This window comes from Pseudomonas sp. S2_B10 (assembly GCF_054668425.1).
This window is the reverse complement of sequence record NZ_CP162768.1, coordinates 4814739-4838712: the sequence shown is the minus strand read 5'-3', so window position 1 is coordinate 4838712 and position 23974 is coordinate 4814739. Positions and strand designations below refer to the sequence as shown.

At 59.4% G+C, this 23974-nt stretch carries 21 protein-coding genes; 17 read left to right on the top strand and 4 right to left on the bottom strand.

The window, feature by feature from the left end:
* The first annotated feature begins 75 nt into the window (after positions 1–75).
* From minD to AB4O45_RS21630, 8 genes are all read left to right on the top strand, one after another.
* Positions 76–888 (top strand): septum site-determining protein MinD, encoded by an 813-nt coding sequence (minD, locus tag AB4O45_RS21665; RefSeq protein ID WP_056784017.1) that lies wholly within the window; start codon positions 76–78, stop codon positions 886–888.
* Positions 888–1142, top strand: coding sequence for a cell division topological specificity factor MinE (gene minE / locus AB4O45_RS21660; protein WP_003223146.1), 255 nt, complete (start codon positions 888–890; stop codon positions 1140–1142). The genes minD and minE overlap by 1 nt, the downstream gene beginning before the upstream one ends.
* A gap of 169 nt (positions 1143–1311) precedes the next feature.
* Positions 1312–1947 (top strand): RluA family pseudouridine synthase, encoded by a 636-nt coding sequence (locus AB4O45_RS21655; protein WP_024012204.1) that lies wholly within the window; start codon positions 1312–1314, stop codon positions 1945–1947.
* A 152-nt stretch (positions 1948–2099) separates the two neighbouring features.
* On the top strand, positions 2100–2942 hold the full coding sequence (locus AB4O45_RS21650; RefSeq protein WP_460160520.1) for a protein kinase family protein: 843 nt from the start codon (positions 2100–2102) through the stop codon (positions 2940–2942).
* 113 nt (positions 2943–3055) lie between these two features.
* Positions 3056–4129: a hypothetical protein gene (locus tag AB4O45_RS21645; protein WP_460161514.1), complete on the top strand. Its 1074-nt coding sequence runs from the start codon at positions 3056–3058 to the stop codon at positions 4127–4129.
* A 78-nt stretch (positions 4130–4207) separates the two neighbouring features.
* Entirely contained in the window at positions 4208–5497 is a 1290-nt protein-coding gene (locus tag AB4O45_RS21640) for a M18 family aminopeptidase (protein ID WP_016773748.1), read from the top strand.
* A gap of 192 nt (positions 5498–5689) precedes the next feature.
* Entirely contained in the window at positions 5690–5866 is a 177-nt protein-coding gene (locus AB4O45_RS21635) for a hypothetical protein (protein WP_016773747.1), read from the top strand.
* A gap of 74 nt (positions 5867–5940) precedes the next feature.
* Positions 5941–8097 carry a mechanosensitive ion channel family protein gene (locus AB4O45_RS21630; protein ID WP_460160519.1) on the top strand — a complete coding sequence of 719 codons (2157 nt, stop codon included), beginning with the start codon at positions 5941–5943 and terminating at the stop codon, positions 8095–8097.
* A gap of 47 nt (positions 8098–8144) precedes the next feature.
* Here the strand turns inward: AB4O45_RS21630 and AB4O45_RS21625 are convergent, their stop codons facing one another.
* Together AB4O45_RS21625 and AB4O45_RS21620 are read right to left on the bottom strand one after the other, a co-directional pair.
* A complete protein-coding gene (locus tag AB4O45_RS21625; protein ID WP_076566779.1) occupies positions 8145–8399 on the bottom strand; it encodes a bacteriocin immunity protein in 255 nt (84 codons plus the stop codon).
* Positions 8399–10309, bottom strand: coding sequence for an S-type pyocin domain-containing protein (locus AB4O45_RS21620; RefSeq protein WP_460160518.1), 1911 nt, complete (start codon positions 10307–10309; stop codon positions 8399–8401). Before AB4O45_RS21620 ends, AB4O45_RS21625 begins: the two co-directional genes overlap by 1 nt.
* 304 nt (positions 10310–10613) lie before the next feature.
* Here AB4O45_RS21620 and AB4O45_RS21615 point away from each other — a divergent pair, with 304 nt between their 5' ends.
* Entirely contained in the window at positions 10614–11948 is a 1335-nt protein-coding gene (locus AB4O45_RS21615; RefSeq protein ID WP_041479306.1) for an amidohydrolase, read from the top strand.
* Positions 11949–12406: 458 nt separating this feature from the next.
* Here the strand turns inward: AB4O45_RS21615 and phnR are convergent, their stop codons facing one another.
* Complete coding sequence (gene phnR, locus AB4O45_RS21610) at positions 12407–13120, bottom strand: phosphonate utilization transcriptional regulator PhnR (RefSeq protein ID WP_016773745.1); 714 nt, start codon at positions 13118–13120, stop codon at positions 12407–12409.
* Between the two features lie 349 nt (positions 13121–13469).
* Between phnR and AB4O45_RS21605 the strand changes: the two genes are divergently transcribed.
* The 6 genes from AB4O45_RS21605 to AB4O45_RS21580 all read left to right on the top strand — a co-directional run bounded on the left by AB4O45_RS21605 (position 13470) and on the right by AB4O45_RS21580 (position 18780).
* Positions 13470–14537: an ABC transporter substrate-binding protein gene (locus AB4O45_RS21605; RefSeq protein ID WP_460160517.1), complete on the top strand. Its 1068-nt coding sequence runs from the start codon at positions 13470–13472 to the stop codon at positions 14535–14537.
* A gap of 133 nt (positions 14538–14670) precedes the next feature.
* Positions 14671–15477, top strand: a complete 807-nt coding sequence (locus AB4O45_RS21600; RefSeq protein ID WP_150638736.1) for an alkaline phosphatase family protein — start codon at positions 14671–14673, stop codon at positions 15475–15477.
* 5 nt (positions 15478–15482) lie between these two features.
* Complete coding sequence (locus AB4O45_RS21595) at positions 15483–16319, top strand: ABC transporter permease (RefSeq protein WP_191637016.1); 837 nt, start codon at positions 15483–15485, stop codon at positions 16317–16319.
* Positions 16306–17106 carry an ABC transporter permease gene (locus tag AB4O45_RS21590; protein ID WP_016773742.1) on the top strand — a complete coding sequence of 267 codons (801 nt, stop codon included), beginning with the start codon at positions 16306–16308 and terminating at the stop codon, positions 17104–17106. The genes AB4O45_RS21595 and AB4O45_RS21590 overlap by 14 nt, the downstream gene beginning before the upstream one ends.
* Positions 17103–18092: an ABC transporter ATP-binding protein gene (locus AB4O45_RS21585; RefSeq protein WP_095180778.1), complete on the top strand. Its 990-nt coding sequence runs from the start codon at positions 17103–17105 to the stop codon at positions 18090–18092. Before AB4O45_RS21590 ends, AB4O45_RS21585 begins: the two co-directional genes overlap by 4 nt.
* Before the next feature lie 34 nt (positions 18093–18126).
* Positions 18127–18780: an HAD family hydrolase gene (locus tag AB4O45_RS21580; protein ID WP_073472633.1), complete on the top strand. Its 654-nt coding sequence runs from the start codon at positions 18127–18129 to the stop codon at positions 18778–18780.
* A gap of 96 nt (positions 18781–18876) precedes the next feature.
* On the opposite strand, the gene AB4O45_RS21575 is transcribed toward AB4O45_RS21580, so the two are convergent.
* Positions 18877–19839: a zinc-binding dehydrogenase gene (locus AB4O45_RS21575; RefSeq protein WP_460160516.1), complete on the bottom strand. Its 963-nt coding sequence runs from the start codon at positions 19837–19839 to the stop codon at positions 18877–18879.
* A 138-nt stretch (positions 19840–19977) separates the two neighbouring features.
* Between AB4O45_RS21575 and AB4O45_RS21570 the strand changes: the two genes are divergently transcribed.
* Together AB4O45_RS21570 and AB4O45_RS21565 are read left to right on the top strand one after the other, a co-directional pair.
* The gene (locus AB4O45_RS21570) at positions 19978–22062 is read left to right on the top strand and encodes a carboxy terminal-processing peptidase (protein WP_177434207.1); all 2085 of its coding nucleotides are present in this window, start codon (positions 19978–19980) and stop codon (positions 22060–22062) included.
* 118 nt (positions 22063–22180) lie between these two features.
* Positions 22181–23953: a bifunctional diguanylate cyclase/phosphodiesterase gene (locus AB4O45_RS21565; RefSeq protein WP_460160515.1), complete on the top strand. Its 1773-nt coding sequence runs from the start codon at positions 22181–22183 to the stop codon at positions 23951–23953.
* Positions 23954–23974 lie beyond the last annotated feature (21 nt).

Below are 23974 nucleotides of genomic sequence, written 5' to 3'. Positions count from 1 at the left end.
CTGTCCGACTGCAGTAGTTTTCAAGAGATGTTTTTCAGGGGCTGAACAGTCCTTCTTCCTTAGGGGTGAAACACCTTGGCCAAGATTCTCGTGGTTACATCCGGCAAGGGTGGTGTGGGTAAGACCACCACCAGCGCCGCTATCGGTACCGGTCTCGCTCTGCGCGGCCACAAAACAGTGATCGTCGACTTCGACGTGGGCTTGCGTAACCTCGACCTGATCATGGGTTGCGAGCGCCGCGTGGTGTATGACTTCGTCAACGTGGTAAACGGCGAAGCCAACCTGCAACAGGCACTGATCAAAGACAAGCGCCTGGAAAACCTCTACGTACTGGCGGCCAGCCAGACCCGCGACAAAGACGCGCTGACCGTCGAAGGCGTGGAAAAAGTCCTGATGGAGCTCAAGGAACAATTCGAGTTCGTCGTCTGCGATTCCCCGGCGGGCATCGAGAAAGGTGCGCACCTGGCCATGTATTTCGCCGATGAAGCGATCGTCGTGACCAACCCGGAAGTCTCCTCGGTACGTGACTCGGACCGCATGCTCGGCCTGCTGGCGAGCAAATCGCGCCGCGCCGAACGGGGCGAAGAGCCGATCAAGGAACACCTGCTGATCACCCGCTACCACCCGGAGCGTGTCGAGAAGGGCGAGATGCTTGGCGTTGAAGACGTCAAGGAGATCCTCTCGGTGACCCTGCTCGGCGTCATCCCGGAATCCCAGGCGGTACTCAAGGCTTCCAACCAGGGCGTGCCAGTGATTCTCGACGACCAGAGCGATGCCGGTCAGGCTTACAGCGATACCGTCGACCGCCTGCTGGGCAAAGAAAAAGCCCACCGATTCCTCGATGTCGAGAAGAAGGGATTCTTCGAGCGCCTGTTTGGAGGTAGGTAATGAACCTTTTTGACTTCTTTCGTGCCAACAAAAAGCCAAGTACCGCCTCGGTAGCGAAAGAGCGTCTACAGATCATCGTGGCGCATGAGCGCGGCCAGCGCAGCACGCCGGATTACCTGCCAGCCTTGCAGAAGGAACTGGTCGACGTGATCCGCAAGTACGTCAACATCGGCAACGACGACGTACATGTTGCACTGGAAAGCCAGGGCAGTTGCTCGATTCTGGAACTCAACATCACCCTGCCCGATCGCTGAGTCGATTTGGCAGTCGCTACGGCGGCTCGGGCTGTTGATGCTCGTGTAGGAGCTGCCGAAGGCTGCGATCTTTTGATCTTCAAAGTCAAAAGATCGCAGCCTTCGGCAGCTCCTACAGAGTTATCAGCAGTCCCGAGCCGCCGTTGGCATTTGTTACGAGGCTGTTTTAATGCCGCTGTCCAACATCCGCATCATCCACGAGGACGCCGCCGTTCTTGTGGTCGACAAACCGACCCTGCTGCTCTCGGTGCCCGGTCGCGCTGACGACAACAAGGACTGCCTGATTACCCGCTTGCAGGAAAACGGCTACCCGGAAGCGCGCATCGTTCATCGCCTGGACTGGGAAACCTCCGGGATCATCCTGCTGGCCCGTGACGCCGACACTCATCGCGAACTGTCGCGGCAGTTTCACGACCGCGAAACCGAAAAAGCCTACACCGCTTTGGCCTGGGGTCAGCCGGAGCTGGACAGCGGCAGCATCGATCTGCCCCTGCGCTACGACCCACCGACCAAGCCACGGCATGTCGTCGATCACGAATTCGGCAAGCATGCGCTGACCTTCTGGAAGGTGCTGGAACGTTGCGGCGACTGGTGCCGTGTCGAACTGACACCGATTACCGGCCGCTCGCATCAATTGCGCGTGCACATGTTGTCGATCGGCCATCCGTTGCTCGGTGACGGACTCTACGCCCACGAGCAAGCGCTGGCGGCCTGGCCGCGTCTGTGCCTGCACGCGAGCATGCTCAGCTTCACTCATCCGCAGACCGGCGAGCGCCTGCGCTTCGAGTGCCCGGCTCCGTTCTGAATTGCGTGAATACTTTAAAAGCCCTTCGCAATGAAGGGCTTTTTTTGTCCTGCCAGAATTCCACCGGCAATAGATTGACGTAAAGAACTGTCATAAAATTGTAATCAAATATAAAATCATGGCACTTCGATATCAGGCAGGAGGCCTTTCCCGTGTTCTGCAGCAAAACACTTCAATCCGAATACCCGATCATCTACGCATTCGGTAACACGACCCTGCACTTGAGCGAAGCACCCAGCATCCAGGCACGCCAGGCCCTGGAGCAGCTCATTAAAAAACGCCGCGCGCACAAACTGACCCGGGCCAGCGCACCGTTATCGTCCTGTGAAACACCACTATTTGCCAAGGTCCAGCCATTGGACACGTTCAAGGCAAAGGTGCGGGTGAGCCTGAACAAACCGCAACGCAACGGGCGCTTCGACTGGCCTCTTGAAGAACTGATGAATTCCCTCGAAGCTCAGCGCCGGGGCGTGGAGATGCCTCCACTGAAGGGCTATGGCTATACCCGCAGCAGACTCGGCCTGACCGAGGAGTTCTTCCTGCTGACTCACCTGCTCGAAGGCCATATGGATGGGGCCGAGTGCATCAGACGCAATCCCGAAAACATCGAAGCCTTTATCCTCGACGCGTTTCAACTGCTCAGCTCGCTCGCCAGCAAGAACATCACCCACATGGATTTCTGGGTGGGCAACATCATGGTGCCCGAGCAAACGCAAAGGCCACTCAAAGCCATCGACTTTGAAAACTGCTTCGCAGGCCCGACCGCGCACGCAAGTGAAACCCTCGGTTTTCAACTCGGCTTCTTCTATCGTCGGGATATCTACAAATTCATCACCGAAGCCGCCTACGATCGCCTGGTAGATCGATACCTCAGTGCACTGCCTGGCTTATCGAGAGACAGGTTCGAGGCTGTCTATCAGTTGAGCAAACATGAATACGTCGGTCGCAAGCAACGCCGTGAAGTCTTCCTCTCTGGCAGATTGATCACTGGTTGACGCCCTCCCTGGCAACACTTTGAAGCAAGTGTCCGGCCTGCAAATCAGCGGAGCAATACGGTAAACTCGCGCCCCCGCCGTATGGAGCCGCTTATGCGCGAAGCCTTCCCCCCCTGGAAAAAGTACCGCACCAGCTGCTCTACCTGATCTATGGCGACAAAGACGTTTATCGGCGCGAGGCGAAATTCAGCATCCTCACCGCCCTTGCACAGCTGCAGCCAGATGAATCGTTGTGCATCCGAGTGCTGACCGATCGTCCGCAGGACTATGCCGGCTGGCCGGTCGAGACCGTCCCTTTGAGCGAGCAGACCCTGATCCAGTGGCAGGGCGAGAACGGCTACCACCACCGCCGCAAAGCGTGCGCCATTGCGCTGGGCCTGACACTCGCCGAAAAAACCCTGTTCGTCGACACCGACACGCTGTTTCTCGATTCGCCGCACCGGTTGTTCAGCATGATCACGCCCGGCCGTTACGTGATGGACCGCTTCGAATATGACTGGAGTTACGTCTGTAACCGGGCGGACTACGAAAAACTCGCGCGCTGCCTGCAAGTCCACGGCATCTCGTCGACGAACAGCTTCAAGCTCTACAACAGCGGCTTGTGCGGCGTCACCGATGGCGATGCAGCGCTGCTGGAGAAATCGATCCGGCTGATCGATGAGTGGACGCAGGGTTCGTTCGACATCCATACGATCGAACAGATTGCACTGTCTTTTGCCATGCGCGACCAGCCGATCCAGGAAGCGAAGAAATTCATCTATCACTACTTCGCCGACAAGAACTTCTTCCACGCCATGCAGAAACATTTTTTCGCCCGCTATGGCGAGGCCTTCCACCTCGAACTGCCAGCGCTGTGCAACGAGGTTCCGCGCAGCAAACCCGTTCCCTCAACCTGGGAGCGCCTGCGCATCAAGTGGAAGCTGCGCAAAAAGCGCGGCGGCATGAAGAAAGTCGGCCGGGCGTTGCTGTTCGGCAGTGCTGCACCTGCCCATCCGTATTACGAGATCTGCCGTCACGAATGGTGGGAATCGGCGTCGCGGGAAATCCTGCGTTGGGACAGCGTCACGCAAAAGGCCTTCTTCGGCAGCGGCAAGGGCTGGCCGAAGCACCTGCCGAAACCCGCCAGAAAGGATGATCAACAAGCCATCATTGCCTACCTGCGCAAGCGCATCGATCAGCACTCCTGAGCGTGCTTGCGCAAACCACTTGCCCAATGGCGCTGAGTGATGCGTTAAACTGCCGCCCATTGCTGTCTGGAGTTTCTTATGCGCGCAGAGTTGAACCAGGGCCTGATCGACTTTCTCAAGGCCTCCCCTACCCCGTTCCACGCCACCGCCAGCCTCGTTCAGCGTCTGGAGGCCGCCGGTTATGTGCGCCTCGACGAGCGCGAGCCATGGTCCACCGAGGCCAACGGCCGCTATTACGTCACCCGTAACGACTCCTCCATCGTCGCGATCAAAATGGGCCGCAACTCGCCACTGCACGACGGTATCCGTCTGGTCGGCGCTCACACCGACAGCCCGTGCCTGCGGGTCAAGCCGCAACCGGAACTGCAACGTCAGGGCTTCTGGCAACTGGGCGTCGAAGTCTACGGCGGCGCGCTGCTGGCGCCATGGTTCGACCGCGATCTGTCGCTGGCCGGCCGCGTGACCTTCCGCCGTGACGGCAAGGTCGAGAGTCAGTTGATCGACTTCAAGGCACCCATCGCGATCATTCCCAACCTGGCCATTCACCTCAACCGTGAAGCCAACCAGGGCTGGGCGATCAACGCGCAGACCGAACTACCGCCGATCCTGGCGCAATTCGCCGGTGACGAGCGCGTCGATTTCCGCGCCGTGCTCACCGACCAACTGGCCCGCGAACACGGCCTGAATGCCGACGTGGTGCTGGATTACGAGCTGAGTTTCTACGACACGCAAAGCGCTGCGGTGATCGGCCTGAACGGCGATTTCATTGCCGGTGCGCGTCTGGACAACCTGCTGTCGTGCTACGCCGGCCTGCAAGCGTTGCTCACCGCCGAAACCGACGAGACCTGCGTGCTGGTCTGTAACGACCACGAAGAAGTCGGCTCGTGCTCGGCGTGCGGTGCCGACGGCCCGATGCTCGAACAGACTCTGCGCCGCCTGCTGCCAGAAGGCGACGAGTTCGTGCGCACTATTCAGAAATCCCTGCTGGTCTCCGCCGACAACGCCCACGGCGTGCATCCCAACTACGCGGACAAGCACGACGCCAACCACGGCCCGAAACTCAACGCCGGCCCGGTGATCAAGGTCAACAGCAACCAGCGCTACGCCACCAACAGCGAAACCGCCGGTTTCTTCCGCCACCTGTGCATGGCCGAAGAAGTCCCGGTGCAAAGCTTCGTGGTGCGCAGCGACATGGGCTGCGGCTCGACCATCGGCCCGATCACCGCCAGCCATCTGGGCGTGCGCACCGTCGACATCGGCCTGCCGACCTTCGCCATGCATTCGATTCGCGAGCTGTGCGGCAGCCATGACCTGGCGCATCTGGTGAAAGTGCTCAGTGCGTTCTATGCCAGCCGTGAATTGCCGTAACGGCTGACAAGCTTCGCGAGCAGGCTCGCTCCCACAATGGAATGCCATTCACCTGTGGGAGCTAGCCTGCTCGCGAAATCGCCTGTGCAGACAGCAGAATCCTCCCGGCCTGATGCATTCCTGAGCCACATCACACCCCGCCTCGAAAACCCGCCTAGACTGCAAACATCCCCCACAGACAAGGCAGTCTTCATGATCTCGATGTCCTCCTTCCACGCCATGCTCATTCCCATCCTCAGCGGAATGATCCTGCTGGCCATCGGCTTCAACTTCCGCGACAAGAACGCCGGGGTGTTCGCCATGTGGATCGGTATGCTGATGATCCTCGCCACGGTGGTCTACAAGATCCTCGCCAAACTCAACGAATGACCGCGCCCGGCTCGCATTGAGCCAAAGGGCCTCGTACACTCCAGCGCATCCGCCTATCGCGAGGTTGTCTTCTGGTGTTCGCTCGTCTTTTTGCTTTGCCCGGTCTGCTGCTTGTCTGCCTGATGACGCTGCTGCCGCTGGCGCCCGCCCAAGCGGTCGGTCTGCCCGGCCTGCTCAACACTTCCAAACCGCAGCCTGAAGCCGTGGAACCCCTCGGCCAGTCACTGGACGAAGTGATCAAGTCGCTGGAAAACGACAAGCAACGCGCGCAGTTGCTCAGCGATCTGAAGAAGCTGCGCGACGCTACGAAGAAAGCTCAAGCCACCCCGGAAGAAGGCGTGCTGGGCCTGATCGGCGGCACCCTCGCCAGCTTCGAAAAACAGTTTTCCGGCGCCGACAGCCCGCTCACCCGCTGGTCCAACGAATTCGATCTGGCCAAGGACGAACTGACCAGCAAGCTGCTGCCGGCCAATGAATGGCTGCCGATCATTTTCGGTTTCGCGGTGATCCTGATGGTCTGGAGCCTGCTCGCCGCCGCGCTGATCTGGCTCAGCCACCGCGTGCGTCTGCGCTTCGGCCTCACCGAAGAACTGCCGCAACACCCCAAGGCCCTCGACATGCTGCGCTTTGCCCTGCGCAAGCTCGGGCCGTGGCTGATCGCGTTGGTAATGACGGTGTACATGAGCTACGTGCTGCCGTCTTCCCTGGGCAAAAGCCTGGCGATGGTGCTGGCCTATGCCTTGGTGGTCGGCACCTGTTTCTCGGCGATCTGCGTGATCGCCTTCTCCCTGCTCGACGGCCCGCACCGCCATCGCGCGCTGTACATCCTGCGTCATCAGGCGTTTCGGCCGCTGTGGCTGATCGGCAGCTTCGCCGCGTTTGGTGAAGCGCTGAGCGATCCGCGTCTGGTCGAGAGCCTGGGCGTACATCTGGCGCACACCGCCGCGACCACGGCCAATGTCCTCGCGGCACTGTCGACCGGCCTGTTCATACTGCGATTCCGCCGACCGATCGCGCACCTGATCCGCAACCAACCGCTGTCACGCCGCCTGACCCGCCGCGCCCTCAGCGATACCATCGAAATCCTCGGTACTTTCTGGTACGTGCCGGCACTGGTGCTGGTCGGCATCTCGCTGTTCGCCACGTTTGTCTCCGCCGGCGACACCAGCTCCGCGCTGCGCCAGTCGCTGATCTGCACGGTGCTGCTGGTGTTGTGCATGGTCATCAACGGCCTCCTGCGCCGCCATTCGCTGAAACCGCAACGCGGGCCGAAACGCCATGCGCTGTATTCGGAGCGACTGAAAAACTTCTTCTACACCCTGACGCATTTGCTGGTGTGGCTGATCTTCATCGAACTGGGCCTGCGCGTCTGGGGCCATTCGCTGATCGCGTTCGCCGAAGGCGATGGCCATGACATCAGCGTCAAACTGTTCAGCCTGATCGGCACGCTGATTTTCTCCTGGCTGATCTGGATCCTCGCCGACACCGCCGTGCACCACGCCCTCACCCGCTCGCGCAAAGGCCTGGCGAATGCACGGGCGCAGACGATGATGCCGCTGATCCGCAACGTGCTGTTCGTGGCGATTTTCATCATCGCGCTGATCGTCGCCCTGGCGAACATGGGCATGAACGTCACGCCGCTGTTGGCCGGTGCCGGCGTGATCGGTCTGGCCATCGGCTTCGGCGCGCAGTCGCTCGTCGCTGACCTGATCACCGGCCTGTTCATCATCATCGAAGACTCGCTGGCCATCGACGACTACGTCGACGTTGGCGGCCACCTCGGCACCGTCGAAGGTCTGACCATCCGCACCGTACGCCTGCGCGACATTGACGGCATCGTCCACACCATCCCGTTCAGCGAAATCAAAAGCATCAAGAACTACTCGCGGGAATTCGGCTACGCGATCTTCCGCGTCGCCGTGCCATACAACATGGAAATCGACGACGCGATCAAACTGATGCGCGACGTCGGCCAGAAGATGCGCAGCGATCCGTTGCAGCGCCGCAATATTTGGTCGCCGCTGGAGATTCAGGGTGTGGAAAGTTTCGAGTCCGGCAGCGCGATTTTGCGCGCACGGTTCAAGACTGCGCCGATCAAGCAGTGGGAAGTTTCCCGGGCGTTCAATTTGTCGCTGAAAAGGCAACTGGATGAGGCGGGGCTGGATCTGGCGACGCCAAGGATGAGTGTGCAGGTGATTACGCCTGGGGTGGAAATCAAAAAGGAAAGCTGAACAGAGATGGCCCCCTATTGGCAGGTAATACCAATAGGGGGCTAGTTTTATCTGGCTTTGAAACCAGGTTTTCCTTCGGCGGCCCGCCACCTTTTGACTTCCGCCACAATATTTTCCGGACCGCTTTTCCCCGATTCTGGGTAGTAGATCAAATCGGAACCCGCTGGATGTTCGCTCAGTCGTTCAAACTCCATTACAGCTGAGGTTTGCCCCTTCTCAGTCGCGTAATCCGATTGGTATATCTTTTGTACGAAATGCAAGAATTGCTCTTCGGACATTTCATTGATCATTAATTTTTTCATTACTCGCCTCCCTTATGAACTGCCAAATGCTGTTTCGGAGTTAGCAACCGCAGGTTGTCAATATCGTACAACTGCCCACCATCCGATAACGATGAGACGTGGTGCAACTCAAACTTCACTCGTTTACCAACCCGATCGCCCGCTTTCACATACGGTGATCGGCCTTTGCTCATTGCACTGAGACTACCTGGATCAAACGACATCGCCAGTTCCGCATCAGCGCTCACCGCTTTCCAGAAAGTCTCCCTGAATGCCCTGAAATCCTTGAAATTCTTGCCTCGCAATTGATCTGCAATTTTTGAGGGAATTGCCGCCCCCTCACCTTGCGTGGCCGCCTCCAGCCATCCACCCGCAACCGGCGCTCCATGACCACTCGCCACCCCTGGATCATTGCGTCGATCCCGGAACATGACGTACTGCGGTGGCAGGCCCGATTCCGACGGGAAGACCAGAATGAAGTCGTCGAAACGAATGCTGCCCCGCCCTGGGTGAGCGTCGATCCGTCCTTCAATCGGCACGAGGTTGCCGCCGATATATCGCGGTGGGGACGGATTCTCGATGGGGAACAGCGTTGAACTGTCTGCCGGCGTTACTGCGGGAGTCCAGACCGCGGTTGTCGGCGGGATGTCAGTGAGGGTCGCGCTGTAAGTGTTGTTCCCTGCGTTGAAACCAGCTGCAACCACGCGAACGCCGGAAGGCCGTTTTGTCCCCGCTACCGGAACGACAAGCAGTTCGGCGAGAGAGCCCGTCAGCGGCCGGGCGCTCAAACGTACCGGCAGATTCAGTCGTGCTCTTTCGCTTGCCAGCCTGTCCAGATCAGGCAGTTGACCGGGCAGCAGATCTGCCAGTGGGAGGCTGAGCAGAAAGCGTTCAGGCAACTCTCCATTGCCCAACACCGGGGAGTAGACAAACGCACTTACCCCCACCATCAGACCGGACGCCGTGCCGGCAGCCACCTCCGATAAACCGGCCACCGCCGCGCGAATCGAAGCGGCAAAACCCGCCATCAGGTTGTCGGCAATCGCGACCGCACCCGCGGACGTCGCAAATACCAGTTGGGCGTGGCTGGTATTGCCCTGAAAGCGCAACAGGCTACTGTGCCCACCGGAGGTGTCCTGCCGGTGCTTTTCCTCAGCAACCCTGCGTGCTTCGGCCTCAGCCTCAAGCGCTGCCTGTTCCTCGGCACGCTTGCGCTCTAGTGCCTCAGCCGCCAAACGGGCCTGTTCCTCTTCGAGCCGCCTGATTTCATCGGCCGCGGCCTGCCGCGCCAGCTCCTCCGCCTGCCGCCGCGCCTGCTCCTGAGCGACGCGGGCCTGTTCCTGTGCAACCTGCCTGGCGTATTCCGCCGCCAACCGCGCCTGCTCCTGAGCGATCCGCTCGGCTTCCTGCGCTTGCACCACGGCAATCATGCCCTTGACCGTGGCCGACTGGCTGTTCAACACGCCAATGCCTTCAACCAGTAACTTGGCGTTGAACAGAGCGCTATAAGCCTGCCGTACGCTGACGCTGGCGCTTCGCCGATTGACTTGCGGTAAGCGGCCTCCGTTGAAAAAGGTTTCAACCTGGGCGTGGCCGAAACGTTCGATGGCCACGTCCTTGGCCACCAAAAGCGCACCAAACTTCCTGGCGATCAGGGAATCCCTGAATTGCATCTCCCGCGCCAGCGCATCCAAAGGCGGCAAGACACTTTGATCACCTGCTGCCCGCACTTCTGCCAGTTCATTTTCAATGACCTGAGCAATATTCCTGGAAGTATCTTTATAGATACTTTCCATATCGAGTATTTCACCCAGCGGCGTAAAGTTAATGCCTGGTCCCGAGCCGTCCCCTGCACCTAAATAATGTAAATATTCATCTTGTTTATCCGGACGCACAACAATCGGCGGAAGCGTTATTCCATTACGCTGCATTTATAAGTCCTCCATGGACAATAGTTTTGTCGCACTGACTCGTTACCCTCAAACAGCCAATAACGTGACCGGCACCTGGAGAAATTTATGGAAATAGATGTTGTGCGGTGCGGTACATGGTTATCGCCCGCGTTTTATCTGTCACGCCGGACGGAACTGATAAAGCGGTAGGAGTTTTCGCTGATAACTTATGCTCAAACGTAAATCTGTCGGAGCGCATAGCGCTTTCCGGACCCGATCGCACTTGCGTGCAAAGCCTTTGTCACAGGCAAGGAAGCCAACAACAATAATCAAGGAGAAGCCCATGCAACTGACGCGCATTGCCCAGACCCTTTTGCTCACCCTGGTCGCCAGCCACGCCAGTGCCGCGACGATGGACAGCGCCCGCACGCGCATCGCCGAGCAGGCGCAGAAGCTCGAGCCGGAGCTGCTGGAAACCCGCCGCGACCTTCACGCTCATCCAGAACTTGGCAACACTGAAAAACGCACCGCTGAACTGGTCGCCAAACAGCTGCAAGCCATGGGCCTGGAAGTGAAAACCGGCGTCGCCCGCACCGGCGTTGTCGCCATTCTCAAAGGCGCCCTGCCCGGCCCGACCGTCGCCCTGCGCGCCGACATGGACGCGCTGCCGGTCAAGGAAGTCTCCGACTTGCCGTTCGCTTCGAAAGCCAAAGGCACGTATCTCGACAAGGAAGTCGACGTCATGCACGCCTGCGGCCACGACGCCCACACCGCAATCCTGCTCAGCGCAGCGAAAATTCTGACGGGCATGCGCGACACCCTGCCCGGCACCGTGGTGTTCTACTTCCAGCCCGCCGAGGAAGGCCCGAGCGATTTTATTCCCGACGGCAAAAACACCTGGGGCGCGAAGATGATGGTCGAGGAAGGCGTAATGAAATCGCCGAAACCAGACGCAGTGTTCGGGCTGCACGTCTGGGCCGGCGTCCCCGCCGGCCAGATCGCCTACCGCCCCGGCCCGACCCTGGCCAGCTCCGACGACCTGCGCATCAAGATCCACGGCAAACAAACCCACGCCGGCCGCCCCTGGGATGGCATCGACCCAATCACCGTCGGCGCGCAAACCATCGTCGGCCTGCAAACCGTGGTCAGCCGCCGCACCGACATTTCCTCTTACCCGTCGGTGGTCAGCATCGGCACCATCAACGGCGGCACCCGCTACAACATCATCCCCGAATCACTCGACATGACCGGCACCATCCGCTCCTACGACTACGGCATCCGCCAGAAACTGCACAGCGACGTACGCCAGACCATCGAGAAAATCGCCGAAAGCGGCGGCGCCAAAGCCGACGTCACCATCATCGAAAAATACGACCCGACGATTAACAACCCGGCACTGACCGAGAAAATGCTGCCGACATTGAAGTGGGCGGCCAAGGATGATGTGGTGCAGGGACCGCTGGTGGGTGGGGCGGAAGATTTCTCGTTCTTCGCCAAGGAAGCACCGGGATTGTTTGTGTTTCTCGGGGTTACGCCGCGGGATCAGGACATGAGCAAGGCCGCGCCGAATCACAATCCGGGGTTCTTTGTGGATGAGTCGGCGCTGGTGGTTGGGGTGAGAACATTGGCGTCGTTGGCGACGGATTATCTGTATGGGAATGCGGCGGTGGGCAAGTAGGAAGGGGTGACTGTGGGGGCGCTTTCGCGAGCAGACTCGCTTCCCACAGAAAAGCGAAAGCAAAAACAAAAGATCGCAGCCTTCGGCAGCTCCTACACACGATGAGCGTTAGCTCGAGCACCGCTTTTGATCTTGATCTCGGAGCCCGTCGGCAGGCTGAGTGGAGGGATTGATCCGGGCGTGGGAGCGCAGCGACCGTACGACGCAGTCGTACACAGCGAGTGTAGGTGCAGCGAAGCAAACCGGAGCCGCTGCGCCAGGATCGATCCCGCAGCGAAGGAACTCCGAGCCCCAGCGAGCGGGCCGAACGTCAGGGCGCAGCCTTTTGGTTACTTTTTGGTGTTTGAAAAAGTGACCCGCCGTAAGGGCGGAACCATAAGAAGCCGTTACCGCAGCAACGGATATTCACCCAACCCCCAAAACCTGGTTGGCCCAAAGGCCGCCAAGGTCAAAAAAGATCAAACCACATCAACCCCTACGTGAATCGCATCATGCCGCCAAAACTCCAGATCACAATCAATCAGCCGCCCATGCTGATCATAATTGACCCGAGCAATCCTCAATCCCGGACTCCCCACCGACACCCGCAAAGCCGCCGCCGCATCGACAGATAAAGACGTAGGCACAATCTCAAACCGCACCCGCCCATAGTGCAAATCGAAATGCCGCGCATACAACTCAGTGATCGACTGATTCAAATCAAACTCAAGAATCCCCGGAAAAAACTGTGGATTCAGATAGTGCTCCACATACAACACCAGTCGGCCATCAATCCGCCGCGAGCGGCAAATCTGGATCACGCTCGACAACGCCGGCAGCTGCAACCACGCACACACCGCCGCCGAAGCCGGCTGCAACCGCGCCGAAATCACCTCGGTCGACGGCTCACGCCCCTGCGCACTGACCATGGCGTGAAAATGACTGCGCTGCATCAGGTTGTACGCCAGACGCGGCGGCGACACGAACCAGCCGCGCCGCTCCTCACGATAAATCTGCCCTTGCGCCTCCAATTGCAACAGCGCTTCACGCACAGTGATCCGCGTCGTCCCGAACAACTCGCTGAGCTTGCGTTCAGCGGGCAACTTGCTCCCGGCCGCCAGTAAACCATGATCGATCTGCTCCTGCAGCACCTGGCCAATCGCTGTCACCGCTTTCGTTGCCTCATCGCGCATCAACGTTACCTATCTGGACTAGACCAGCACTGTTTCAGGGCAAATCCGGGCGCTGCTCAGAGCGCTTTCGTGTGTTGCAAGCCTAGGCAGTGCAGATGACCGACAGATGACAAAACTACCCAACGGTCGTTTTCACGGCTTGCAATACATCGGCCAAGTCCCTTGCTTATCGGGCCTGCGTCATGGTCTACGCTTGTTTGGCAACCGCCAATCCCGGGCGGAGAAAAGATCAGCCATAAGGCCATCGACATCAAAATGTCATCCAGCCCGCCTAAATTGGCTCAGGTATTGCTGACCTAGACCAACCCAACCGCAATCGCAGCGTTGAACACGACCAAGGAGCTTCGGAATGAAACAGCTTTTCCTGGCAACACTGTTAGGCTCGACCATTGCAATGTGCAGCGCCGCCATGGCGGCCGACACCGATCTGAAAACCCTAGAAGCCGCTGCGAAAGCGGAAGGCGCCGTCAACAGCGTCGGCATGCCCGATGACTGGGCCAACTGGAAAGGCACCTGGGAAGACCTGGCCAAGAAATACGGCCTGAAACACATCGACACCGACATGAGCTCGGCCCAGGAAATCGCCAAATTCGCAGCTGAAAAAGACAACGCCACCGCCGACATCGGTGACGTCGGCGCCGCCTTCGGCCCGATCGCGGTCAAGCAAGGTGTGGTGCAACCGTACAAGCCAAGCACCTGGGATCAGATTCCGGACTGGGCCAAGGACAAGGACGGCAACTGGGCACTGGCCTACACCGGCACCATCGCCTTCATCGTCAACAAGAAGCTGCTGAACGGCTCCGACGTGCCGACCAAATGGGCTGACCTGAAAACCGGTAAATACAAAGTCTCCATCGGCGACGTGAGCACTGCTGCCCAGGCCGCCAACGGTGTCCTCGCTGCCACACTGGCCAATGGCGGTGACGAGAAAAACATCAAGCCTGCCTTGCTGCTGTTCGCCGACCTCGCCAAACAGGGTCGTCTGTCGATGGCCAACCCGACCATCGCCACCATGGAAAAAGGCGAGATTGAAGTCGGCGTGGTCTGGGACTTCAATGGCCTGAGCTACAAAGCCAAGATGGCCAACCCGGATGATTACGTAGTGCTGATTCCATCCGACGGCTCGGTGATTTCCGGCTACACCACGATCATCAACAAGTACGCGAAAAACCCCAATGCCGCCAAGCTGACGCGCGAATACATCTTCAGCGACGCCGGCCAGACCAACCTCGCCCGCGGCAACGCCCGGCCGATCCGCGCCGAACACCTGCAACTGCCGGAAGACGTGAAAGCCAAGCTGCTGCCGAACGAGCAATACAAAAACGTTACGCCAGTCAAGGACGCCGACGCGTGGGAAAAGACCTCCAAAGCCCTGCCGCAGCAGTGGAACGAAGAAGTCATCGTAGAGATGAAGTAATCCTTCATCTGTAGGAGCTGCCGAAGGCTGCGATCTTTTGATCTTGCCCTTTAAAAGCAACATCGAAAGATCGCAGCGTCCGGCAGCTCCGACACAGATTGGTTCCAGATTTGTTTTCGGAGTTCTTGCCCCTATGAAGCACAACGTCATCCTTGTCGTGCTCGACGGCCTCAACTACGAGGTTGCGTGTCACGCCATGGGGCATCTGCAGGCTTATGTTGGCGCAGGACGCGCGGCGCTCTATCAACTGGAGTGCGAATTGCCCGCCCTGTCCCGACCGCTTTACGAATGTATCCTCACCGGCGTGCCACCGATCGGCAGCGGCATCGTCCACAACAATGTCTCGCGCTTGTCCAACCAGCGCAGCATCTATCACTACGCCCGCGATGCCGGGCTGAAAACCGCCGCTGCGGCGTATCACTGGGTCAGCGAGTTGTATAACCGCTCACCGTTCGTGGCTGCGCGCGACCGCCACACCGACGATCCGACATTGCCGATCCAGCACGGGCATTTCTACTGGAACGACCATTATCCGGATTCGCACCTGTTCGCCGACGCGGAGAACCTGCGCCTGCGTCATGCGCCGGATTTCCTCCTGATCCACCCGATGAACATCGACGACGCCGGGCACAAGCACGGCCTCGACAGCTCGCAATACCGCAACAGCGCGCGCTCGGCTGACGTCATCCTCGCCGACTATCTGCAGACCTGGCTCGACGCTGGTTATCAGGTGCTGGTGACCGCCGACCACGGCATGAACAACGATCGCTCGCACAACGGCCTGCTGGCGGAAGAACGTCAGGTGCCGCTGTTCGTCCTCGGCGAGGCGTTCAGCCTCAACCCTGATGTCACACCGAAGCAGACCGAGCTCTGCGGCACGGTTTGCGAGCTGCTCGGCGTGCCCCACGACAAACCTGTGTGCCGGGAGCTGCTCAAGTGAATGCCATGACTCGCGGCAAATGGCTCGCGGCGCTGTGTCTGGTGCCTTTCGCGCTGTTCTTTATCGTCTTCGAAATCGCCCCGCTGGTCTGGGTGATGATCAACAGCCTGGAATCGGAAGAGTCCGGGTGGGGCCTGGCCAATTTCAGCAAGATCTTCGGTTCGAAGTTCTATCGGCAGGCAATCCAGTACAGCCTGGAGATCAGTTTCTGGTCGAGCGTATTCGGCATCATCATCGCCGTGCTTGGTGCGTATTCGCTGCGCCGCGTCGATTCGAAGCTGCGCAACTTCGTGAATGCCTTCGCCAACATGACCAGCAATTTTGCCGGCGTGCCGCTGGCGTTCGCGTTCATCATCCTGCTCGGTTTCAACGGCAGCATCACCATCATGCTCAAGCAGTCGGGGATCATTCAGGACTTCAACCTGTATTCGAAAACCGGCCTGATCATCCTCTACACCTATTTCCAGATTCCCCTCGGCGTGCTGCTGCTCTATCCGGCTTTCGACGCTCTGCGTGAAGACTGGCGCGAGTCCGCCGCACTGCTCGGCGCCAACGGCTGGCAGTTCTGGCGGCACATCGGCCTGCCGGTGTTGACCCCGGCGTTGCTCGGCACGTTCGTGATCCTGTTGGCCAACGCCCTCGGCGCCTACGCCACGGTTTATGCGCTGACCACCGGCAACTTCAACGTTCTGCCGATCCGTATTGCGGCGATGGTCTCCGGCGACATTTCCCTTGACCCGAACCTGGCCAGCGCGCTGGCGGTGGTGCTCGTGGCGCTGATGACCATTGTCACCGTCGTGCATCAATTGCTGTTGAAGAGGAGCTACCATGTCTCGCGCTGAATCCGGCCCGGCCGGCCTCTACCACCGCGTCGTGGTCTATCTGCTGTTCGCCATCCTGTTGTTGCCGCTGCTGGGCACGCTGGTCTATTCGATCGCCAGCAGTTGGTCGGCGACCATTCTGCCGAGCGGCTTCACCTTCAAGTGGTACATCCAGCTGTGGAGCGATCCGCGCTTTCTCCACGCATTCGGGCAGTCGCTGATCGTCTGTGTCGGCGCGCTGGTGTTATCGGTGGTGCTGATCCTGCCGCTGCTGTTTGTCGTGCATTACTACTTTCCGAAACTCGATGCGCTGATGAACATCCTCATCCTGCTGCCCTTCGCGGTGCCGCCGGTGGTGTCCTCGGTGGGGCTGCTGCAGCTCTACGGTTCCGGGCCGATGGCGATGGTCGGCACACCGTGGATTCTGATCGGCTGCTACTTCACCGTAGCGCTGCCGTTCATGTACCGCGCGATCACCAACAACCTGCAAGCGATCAACCTGCGCGACCTGATGGACGCCGCGCAACTGCTCGGCGCCAGCACCTTTCAAGCGGCGTTTCTGGTGGTGCTGCCGAACTTGCGCAAAGGCCTGATGGTGGCGCTGCTACTGTCTTTCTCGTTCCTCTTCGGTGAGTTCGTGTTCGCCAACATTCTCGTCGGCACCCGCTACGAAACCCTGCAGGTGTACCTGAACAACATGCGCAACAGCAGCGGCCACTTCACCAGTGCGCTGGTCATTTCGTATTTCTTTTTCGTGCTGGTCCTGACCTGGATCGCCAACATCTTGAACAAGGACAAAAGCGAATGAGCTACGTCAGCGTCCAACACCTGCAGAAAAGTTATGCCGGCACCACGGTATTCAGCGACATCGATTGCGAGATCAACAAAGGTGAGTTCGTCACCCTGCTCGGCCCGTCCGGGTGCGGCAAGTCGACTTTGCTGCGTTGCATCGCCGGCCTGACCCCGGTGGATGGCGGCAAGATTTTGCTCGATGGCGTCGACATCGTGCCGTTGAGTCCGCAGAAACGCGGTATCGGCATGGTCTTTCAGAGCTACGCGCTGTTCCCCAACATGACCGTCGAACAGAACGTCGCCTTCGGCCTGCGCATGCAAAAGGTCAACGCCGATGACAGCCACAAGCGCGTCTCTGAAGTGTTGAAACTGGTTGAACTGCACGACTTCGCCAGCCGCTATCCGCATCAACTGTCAGGTGGGCAGTGCCAGCGTGTCGCCCTCGCCCGGTCGCTGGTGACCCGCCCGCGCTTGTTGCTGCTGGATGAGCCGCTGTCGGCACTCGACGCACGGATTCGCAAACACCTGCGCGAGCAGATCCGTCAGATCCAGCGCGAACTCGGCCTGACCACGATCTTCGTCACCCACGATCAGGAAGAAGCGCTGACCATGTCGGACCGGATTTTCCTGATGAACCAGGGAAAGATCGTCCAGAGCGGCGACGCCGAAACCCTCTACACCGCTCCGGTCGATGTATTCGCCGCCGGCTTCATCGGCAACTACAACCTGCTCGACGCAGATGCCGCCTCGAAGCTGTTGCAACGGCCGGTCAACCATCGCATCGCCATCCGCCCGGAAGCCATCGAACTGAGCCTTGACGGCGAACTCGACGCGCAGATCCGCAGCCACAGCCTGCTCGGCAACGTCATTCGCTATCGCGTCGAAGCGCGCGGGGTGGAACTGGTGGTCGACGTACTCAACCGCTCCGCCGCCGATCTGCATCCCGACGGACAACGCCTGGCACTTTCCATCGATCCGACGGCCCTGTGTGAGGTAGCCTGATGACTTTGCTGACGTTGAAGAGAGAACTGCACTGATGGCCCTGGCAATTTTTGATCTGGACGAAACGTTGATCCACGGCGACTGCGCCACCCTCTGGAGCGAGCAGATGGGGCGCCTGGGCTGGGTCGATCCCGAGTCGTTCATGCGCAAGAACAACGAACTGATGGACGCCTACAGCCATGGCAAATTACGCATGGAAGATTACATGGCGTTCAGCCTCGAACCGCTGATCGGCCGTACGCCAGAAGAAGTCGAGCACCTGGTCGGGCCGTGGGTTGAAGACTTTATCGAACCGATCATCTTCAGCGACGCGACCAAAACCATCGCCGCGCACCGCAAGGCCGGCGACCGGATTCTGGTGATCTCGGCGTCGGGCACGCACCTGGTCAGACCGATTGCCGATCGACTCGGCATCGACGAGATTCTAGGGATTGAACTGGAAGTCGCGCACGGCGTTTACAGCGGCCATACCGTGGGCACGTTGACCTACCGCGAAGGCAAGATCACCCGCTTGCTGGAATGGCTGGACGCCGAAGAAGAAAACCTCGAGGGCGCGAGTTTTTATTCCGATTCGCGCAATGACTTGCCGCTGCTGTTGAAAGTGGATTTTCCACACGTGGTCAATCCGGATCCGGTGCTGCTTGAGCACGCAGAAAAGGCCGGCTGGCCGATCCATCTCTGGAAATAAAAGCAAAAGATCGCAGCCTTCGGCAGCTCCTACTTTTGGAATACGTGCCTCTGTAGGAGCTGCCGAAGGCTGCGATCTTTTGACCTTGCTTTGCTGTCAGCTCAAACTCTCATTGATCACCAACACCAACTTGCCCGCCACCGTATTGCTCGCCAGTTCGGCAAACGCTGCTTCGGCATCCTTCACCGCAAAGGCTCTGGCCAATTGCGGACGCAAGCGGCCCTCGGCAAACAGCGGCCACACATGCTGGCCCAGATCACTGAGCAGATCGGCCTTGAATTGATCGCTACGGCTGCGCAACGTCGAACCGAGCAGTTGCACACGCTTGGCCAACACCTGCGCCAGATCCAGTTTCGCCTCGCGCCCGCCCATCAAACCGATCAGCACCCAACGTCCGTCCAGCGCCATCAGCTTGAGGTTCAGCGCCGCATAATTGCCGCCCACCGGGTCGAGAATCACATCGAACGGCCCGAAGTCGCGCAGGCTTTCAATTTCATCGGTGCGCACCACGCCGCCCTGCGCACCCAACGCTTCGCAGTAAGCCAAGCGTTCGGCGGAACCGACGCTGACCCAGCACGGGTTGCCGAAGGCTTTGCACAGCTGAATGGCGGCTGAACCGATTCCACTTGCGCCGGCGTGCAGGAGAATTTTCTCACCGGGTTTCAGCGCTGCAAGTTGAAACACATTCAGCCAGACGGTGGCGTACACCTCGGGCAATGCCGCCGCCTCGATCAGCGAAACACCTTCGGGCACGGGCAACACATGCCGTCCATCGACGACCACCTCTTCAGCCATGCCGCCCCCGGCCAACAAGGCGCAAACCCGGTCGCCAACCTGCCAGGACGAGCCCGCGCCGACCTCGCTGATCACCCCGGAGCACTCAAGACCAAGCACTTGGCTGGCCCCGGCTGGCGGCGGATAAAGCCCTGCTTTCTGTAATAAATCGGCGCGATTGAGGCCGGCTGCCGCCACCCGGATGCGGACTTGTCCTACATCGCACGTCGGACTCGGCTCTTCAACCCATGCCACTTGACCTTCAACGCCTTGCAATGCCTTCACACTGCCTCCATAGTGAGTCTGGACTGAGCCCGAAGCTGTAGCGCCGGGCTTTTTGCATTATGCGACCGGCTCTCAAAGAACCGGCGACTTCAAAGACGGCCTAATATGCGTTATCAATTGTCCCCGCGTCGAATCAGCATGAAGCATCTGCTCCCCAGCACCGCCCTCGCTCTTTTCATCGGTATCGGCCTGTTGCCGGTGTCGGGCACCACATTCGCAGCCAACAGCTGGGACAAGTTGCAGCCTGATCGCGATGAAGTCATCGCCAGCCTGAACGTCGTCGAGTTGCTCAAGCGTCACCACTACAGCAAGCCGCCGCTCGACGATGCGCGCTCGGTGATCATCTACGACAGCTACATCAAGCTGCTCGACCCGTCGCGCAGCTATTTCATGGCCAGCGACATCGCCGAATTCGACAAGTGGAAGACCCAGTTCGACGACTTCCTCAAAAGCGGCGACCTCAACGCCGGGTTCACCATCTACAAGCGCTACCTGGACCGCGTCAAAGCGCGTCTGGACTTCGCCCTTGCCGAGCTGAACAAAGGCGTCGACAAGATGGACTTCAACACCAAGGAGACCTTGCTGATCGATCGCAAGGACGCGCCTTGGCTCAAGTCCACCGCAGAACTCGACGACCTGTGGCGCAAACGCGTCAAGGACGAAGTGCTGCGCCAGAAGATCGCCGGCAAAGACCCGAAGCAGATCCAGGAAACCCTGACCAAGCGCTACAAGAATCAACTGGCGCGCCTCGATCAGACTCGTGCCGAGGACATCTTCCAGGCGTACATCAACACCTTCGCCATGTCCTACGACCCGCACACCAATTATCTGTCGCCGGATAACGCGGAAAACTTCGACATCAACATGAGCCTGTCCCTCGAGGGCATTGGCGCCGTGTTGCAGAGCGACAACGATCAAGTGAAGGTCGTGCGTCTGGTGCCGGCAGGCCCGGCGGACAAGACCAAGCAGGTCGCTCCGGCCGACAAGATCATCGGCGTTGCCCAGGGCAACAAGGAAATGGTCGACGTGGTCGGCTGGCGTCTGGACGAAGTGGTCAAATTGATTCGCGGCCCTAAAGGCACCGTGGTGCGTCTGGAAGTCATTCCGGCGAGCAATGCGCCGAACGACCAGACCACCAAGATCGTGCCGATCACCCGTGAAGCGGTGAAGCTCGAAGATCAGGCCGTGAAGAAGTCGATCCTCAGCCTGAAACAGGACGGCAAGGACTACAAACTTGGCGTGATCGAGATCCCGGCCTTCTACCTCGACTTCAAGGCATTCCGTGCCGGCGATCCGGACTACAAGAGCACCACTCGCGACGTCAAGAAGCTGCTGACCGAGCTGCAGAAGGACAAAGTCGACGGCGTGGTCATCGACTTGCGCAACAACGGCGGCGGCTCCCTGCAGGAAGCCACCGAGCTGACCAGCCTGTTCATCGACAAAGGTCCGACCGTACTCGTGCGTAACGCCGACGGCCGTGTTGACGTGCTCGAAGATGAAAACCCGGGCGCGTTCTACAAAGGCCCGATGGCGCTGTTGGTCAACCGCCTGTCCGCCTCGGCCTCGGAGATCTTCGCCGGCGCCATGCAGGACTACCATCGCGCATTGATCATCGGCGGCCAGACTTTCGGTAAAGGCACTGTGCAAACCATTCAGCCGCTGAACCACGGCGAACTGAAACTGACCCTGGCCAAGTTCTACCGTGTCTCCGGGCAGAGCACCCAGCATCAGGGTGTACTGCCGGACATCGACTACCCGTCGCTGATCGACACCAAGGAAATCGGCGAAAGTGCCCTGCCGGAAGCCATGCCGTGGGACACCATTCGCGCGGCGATCAAGCCGGCGGCCGATCCGTTCAAGCCGTTCCTCGCCCAGTTGAAGTCCGAACATGACTCGCGCACCAACAAGGATGCCGAGTTCGTGTTCATCCGCGACAAGCTGGCCCTGGCGCAGAAACTGATGGAAGAAAAAACCGTCAGCCTCAACGAAGCCGATCGTCGTGCCCAGCACGCCGACATCGACGCCAAGCAACTGGCGATGGAGAACATCCGTCGCAAGGCCAAAGGCGAAGAACCGCTCAAAGAGCTGAAGAAAGAAGACGAAGACGCACTGGCCGCTGCCGAGCCGGACAAGGTCAAACCAGAAGACGATGCCTACCTGAGCGAAACCGGGCGCGTGCTGCTGGATTACCTGAAACTTAGCAATCAGGTGGCCAAGAAGTAAGTGATGGCAATTTAGTGCTGACGATCCCCGGATCGTCATCAAACAGTCATCATTCTGTCGTGCAATAAAGGACCAGGAGCAAGCGCTCCCGGTCCTTTTTTTATCGCCAGAGACTGCCATGACCACGACCGAACAGCTGAGCGCCTTGAGCTCGATCCTGACTCAAAGCGGTTTACACAGCCTGTTCCAGCCGATCATCTGTCTTTCCGAACGCCGCATTCTCGGTTACGAAGCCCTCACCCGTGGCCCGTCCAACAGCCCTCTTCACTCTCCGATTGCCCTGTTCGCCGTGGCGCGACAGGCTGGTCGATTGAGTGAACTGGAAATCGCCTGCCGACAAAGCGCCTGCCGCCGCTTCAACGAACAGCAACTGCCGGGCAAGCTGTTCCTTAACGTGTCGCCAGAATCCTTGCTCGAAGCCGCGCACCAACCCGGCCGTACGTTGCAACTGCTGCAGGACTTGGGCATTGCGCCGAGCCAGGTGGTGATCGAGCTCACCGAGCAGACGCCGATCGATGACTTCCAGTTGCTGCAAACCGCCCTGCATCACTACCGGGCGATGGGTTTTTCCATTGCGCTGGACGACTTGGGCGCGGGGTATTCGAGCCTGCGCCTGTGGTCGGAATTGCGTCCGGATTACGTGAAGATCGACCGGCACTTCATTGATGGCATTCATCAGGATGCGTTGAAAAGAGAGTTTGTCGGTTCGATTCTGCAAATCGCCAAAGCCTCGCGCGCGCAAGTCATCGCCGAGGGCATCGAGCTACCGGAAGAACTCGCGGTGCTGACTGAAATGGGCGTCGACCTGGTGCAAGGCTACCTGCTCGGCCGCCCTCAGGAACATCCGTCCCGCGACGCTCGCGCGTTGATGCCCAAACACGACAGCAGCGCCGTCGCGCTGAATGACGAAGGCAGCGACCTCAGCGCCCTGCTCAACGACCAGCCCGCCGTGCAACGCGATACGCCCACCGCGACGGTACTGGAAGCCTTTCGCCGCCAGGCCAACCTCAATTCGCTCGCGGTGCTCGACGAACAAGGCCAGCCCTGCGGCATCGTCCATCGCCACTCGCTGTCGGACGCACTGCTCAAACCGTTTGCCACCGATCTGTTCGCGCGCAAACCGATCAGCCGCCTGATGAACGATGATTTCCTCGCCGTGGAAATCAGCCAGTCGCTGCAGCAAGTCAGCCGCCTGATCACCAGCCGCGCCCGCCAGCGCATCGAAGAAGACTTCATCATCACCCTCAACGGCGGTTATCTAGGCCTCGGCCGAGTGATCGACGTGCTGAAACTGATCACCGAACTGAAAATCCAGCAGGCGCGCTACGCCAATCCCCTCACCCTGCTGCCGGGCAACGTACCGATCCAGCAGTGCCTCACCCGCCTGCTGCAACAGGCCCGCGAGTCCATTATCTGCTACGTCGACATCGACAGCTTCAAACCCTTCAACGACATCTACGGCTACGGCCGTGGCGACGAAGTCCTGCTCTGCCTGGCCCAATGCCTCAACGAACGCATCGACCCCACCCGCGACTTCGTCGGCCACATCGGCGGCGACGACTTCCTCCTCGTCCTCGGCCCCGAAGACTGGCGCAAACGCCTCAACCAACTGCTCGACGATTTCCAAAGCCAATGCCGCCGGTTCTATCGGCCCGAGCATCTGGAAGCCGGTTGTTTTGTAGCGCCAAACCGACAGGGTGTGCGGCAAGAATTTGCGTTGTTGTCGTTATCGATTGGGGTGGTGCATTTGCGACCTGAAGCTTGTGCAACGCTTGATGCCAGCCAGCTTGCGGAGATGGCTTCGCAGGCTAAGCATCATGCGAAGGGGGTTGTGGGGTTTAGTGTGTACGTGATTGATAGTTTCGTCGCTGCCGAGCTACTTCCGTCATAGCTTACGGACCAACGTCAACTT

Excerpts from the sequence above, each read along its gene's own strand:
- minE (WP_003223146.1), top strand. The coding sequence starts at position 888 with ATGAACCTTTTTGACTTCTTTCGTGCCAACAAAAAGCCAAGTACCGCC.
- AB4O45_RS21655 (WP_024012204.1), top strand. The coding sequence starts at position 1,312 with ATGCCGCTGTCCAACATCCGCATCATCCACGAGGACGCCGCCGTTCTT.
- AB4O45_RS21640 (WP_016773748.1), top strand. The coding sequence starts at position 4,208 with ATGCGCGCAGAGTTGAACCAGGGCCTGATCGACTTTCTCAAGGCCTCC.
- AB4O45_RS21635 (WP_016773747.1), top strand. The coding sequence starts at position 5,690 with ATGATCTCGATGTCCTCCTTCCACGCCATGCTCATTCCCATCCTCAGC.
- AB4O45_RS21625 (WP_076566779.1), bottom strand. The coding sequence starts at position 8,399 with ATGAAAAAATTAATGATCAATGAAATGTCCGAAGAGCAATTCTTGCAT.
- AB4O45_RS21620 (WP_460160518.1), bottom strand. The coding sequence starts at position 10,309 with ATGCAGCGTAATGGAATAACGCTTCCGCCGATTGTTGTGCGTCCGGAT.
- AB4O45_RS21615 (WP_041479306.1), top strand. The coding sequence starts at position 10,614 with ATGCAACTGACGCGCATTGCCCAGACCCTTTTGCTCACCCTGGTCGCC.
- phnR (WP_016773745.1), bottom strand. The coding sequence starts at position 13,120 with ATGCGCGATGAGGCAACGAAAGCGGTGACAGCGATTGGCCAGGTGCTG.
- AB4O45_RS21605 (WP_460160517.1), top strand. The coding sequence starts at position 13,470 with ATGAAACAGCTTTTCCTGGCAACACTGTTAGGCTCGACCATTGCAATG.
- AB4O45_RS21600 (WP_150638736.1), top strand. The coding sequence starts at position 14,671 with ATGAAGCACAACGTCATCCTTGTCGTGCTCGACGGCCTCAACTACGAG.
- AB4O45_RS21595 (WP_191637016.1), top strand. The coding sequence starts at position 15,483 with ATGACTCGCGGCAAATGGCTCGCGGCGCTGTGTCTGGTGCCTTTCGCG.
- AB4O45_RS21590 (WP_016773742.1), top strand. The coding sequence starts at position 16,306 with ATGTCTCGCGCTGAATCCGGCCCGGCCGGCCTCTACCACCGCGTCGTG.
- AB4O45_RS21585 (WP_095180778.1), top strand. The coding sequence starts at position 17,103 with ATGAGCTACGTCAGCGTCCAACACCTGCAGAAAAGTTATGCCGGCACC.
- AB4O45_RS21580 (WP_073472633.1), top strand. The coding sequence starts at position 18,127 with ATGGCCCTGGCAATTTTTGATCTGGACGAAACGTTGATCCACGGCGAC.
- AB4O45_RS21570 (WP_177434207.1), top strand. The coding sequence starts at position 19,978 with ATGAAGCATCTGCTCCCCAGCACCGCCCTCGCTCTTTTCATCGGTATC.
- AB4O45_RS21565 (WP_460160515.1), top strand. The coding sequence starts at position 22,181 with ATGACCACGACCGAACAGCTGAGCGCCTTGAGCTCGATCCTGACTCAA.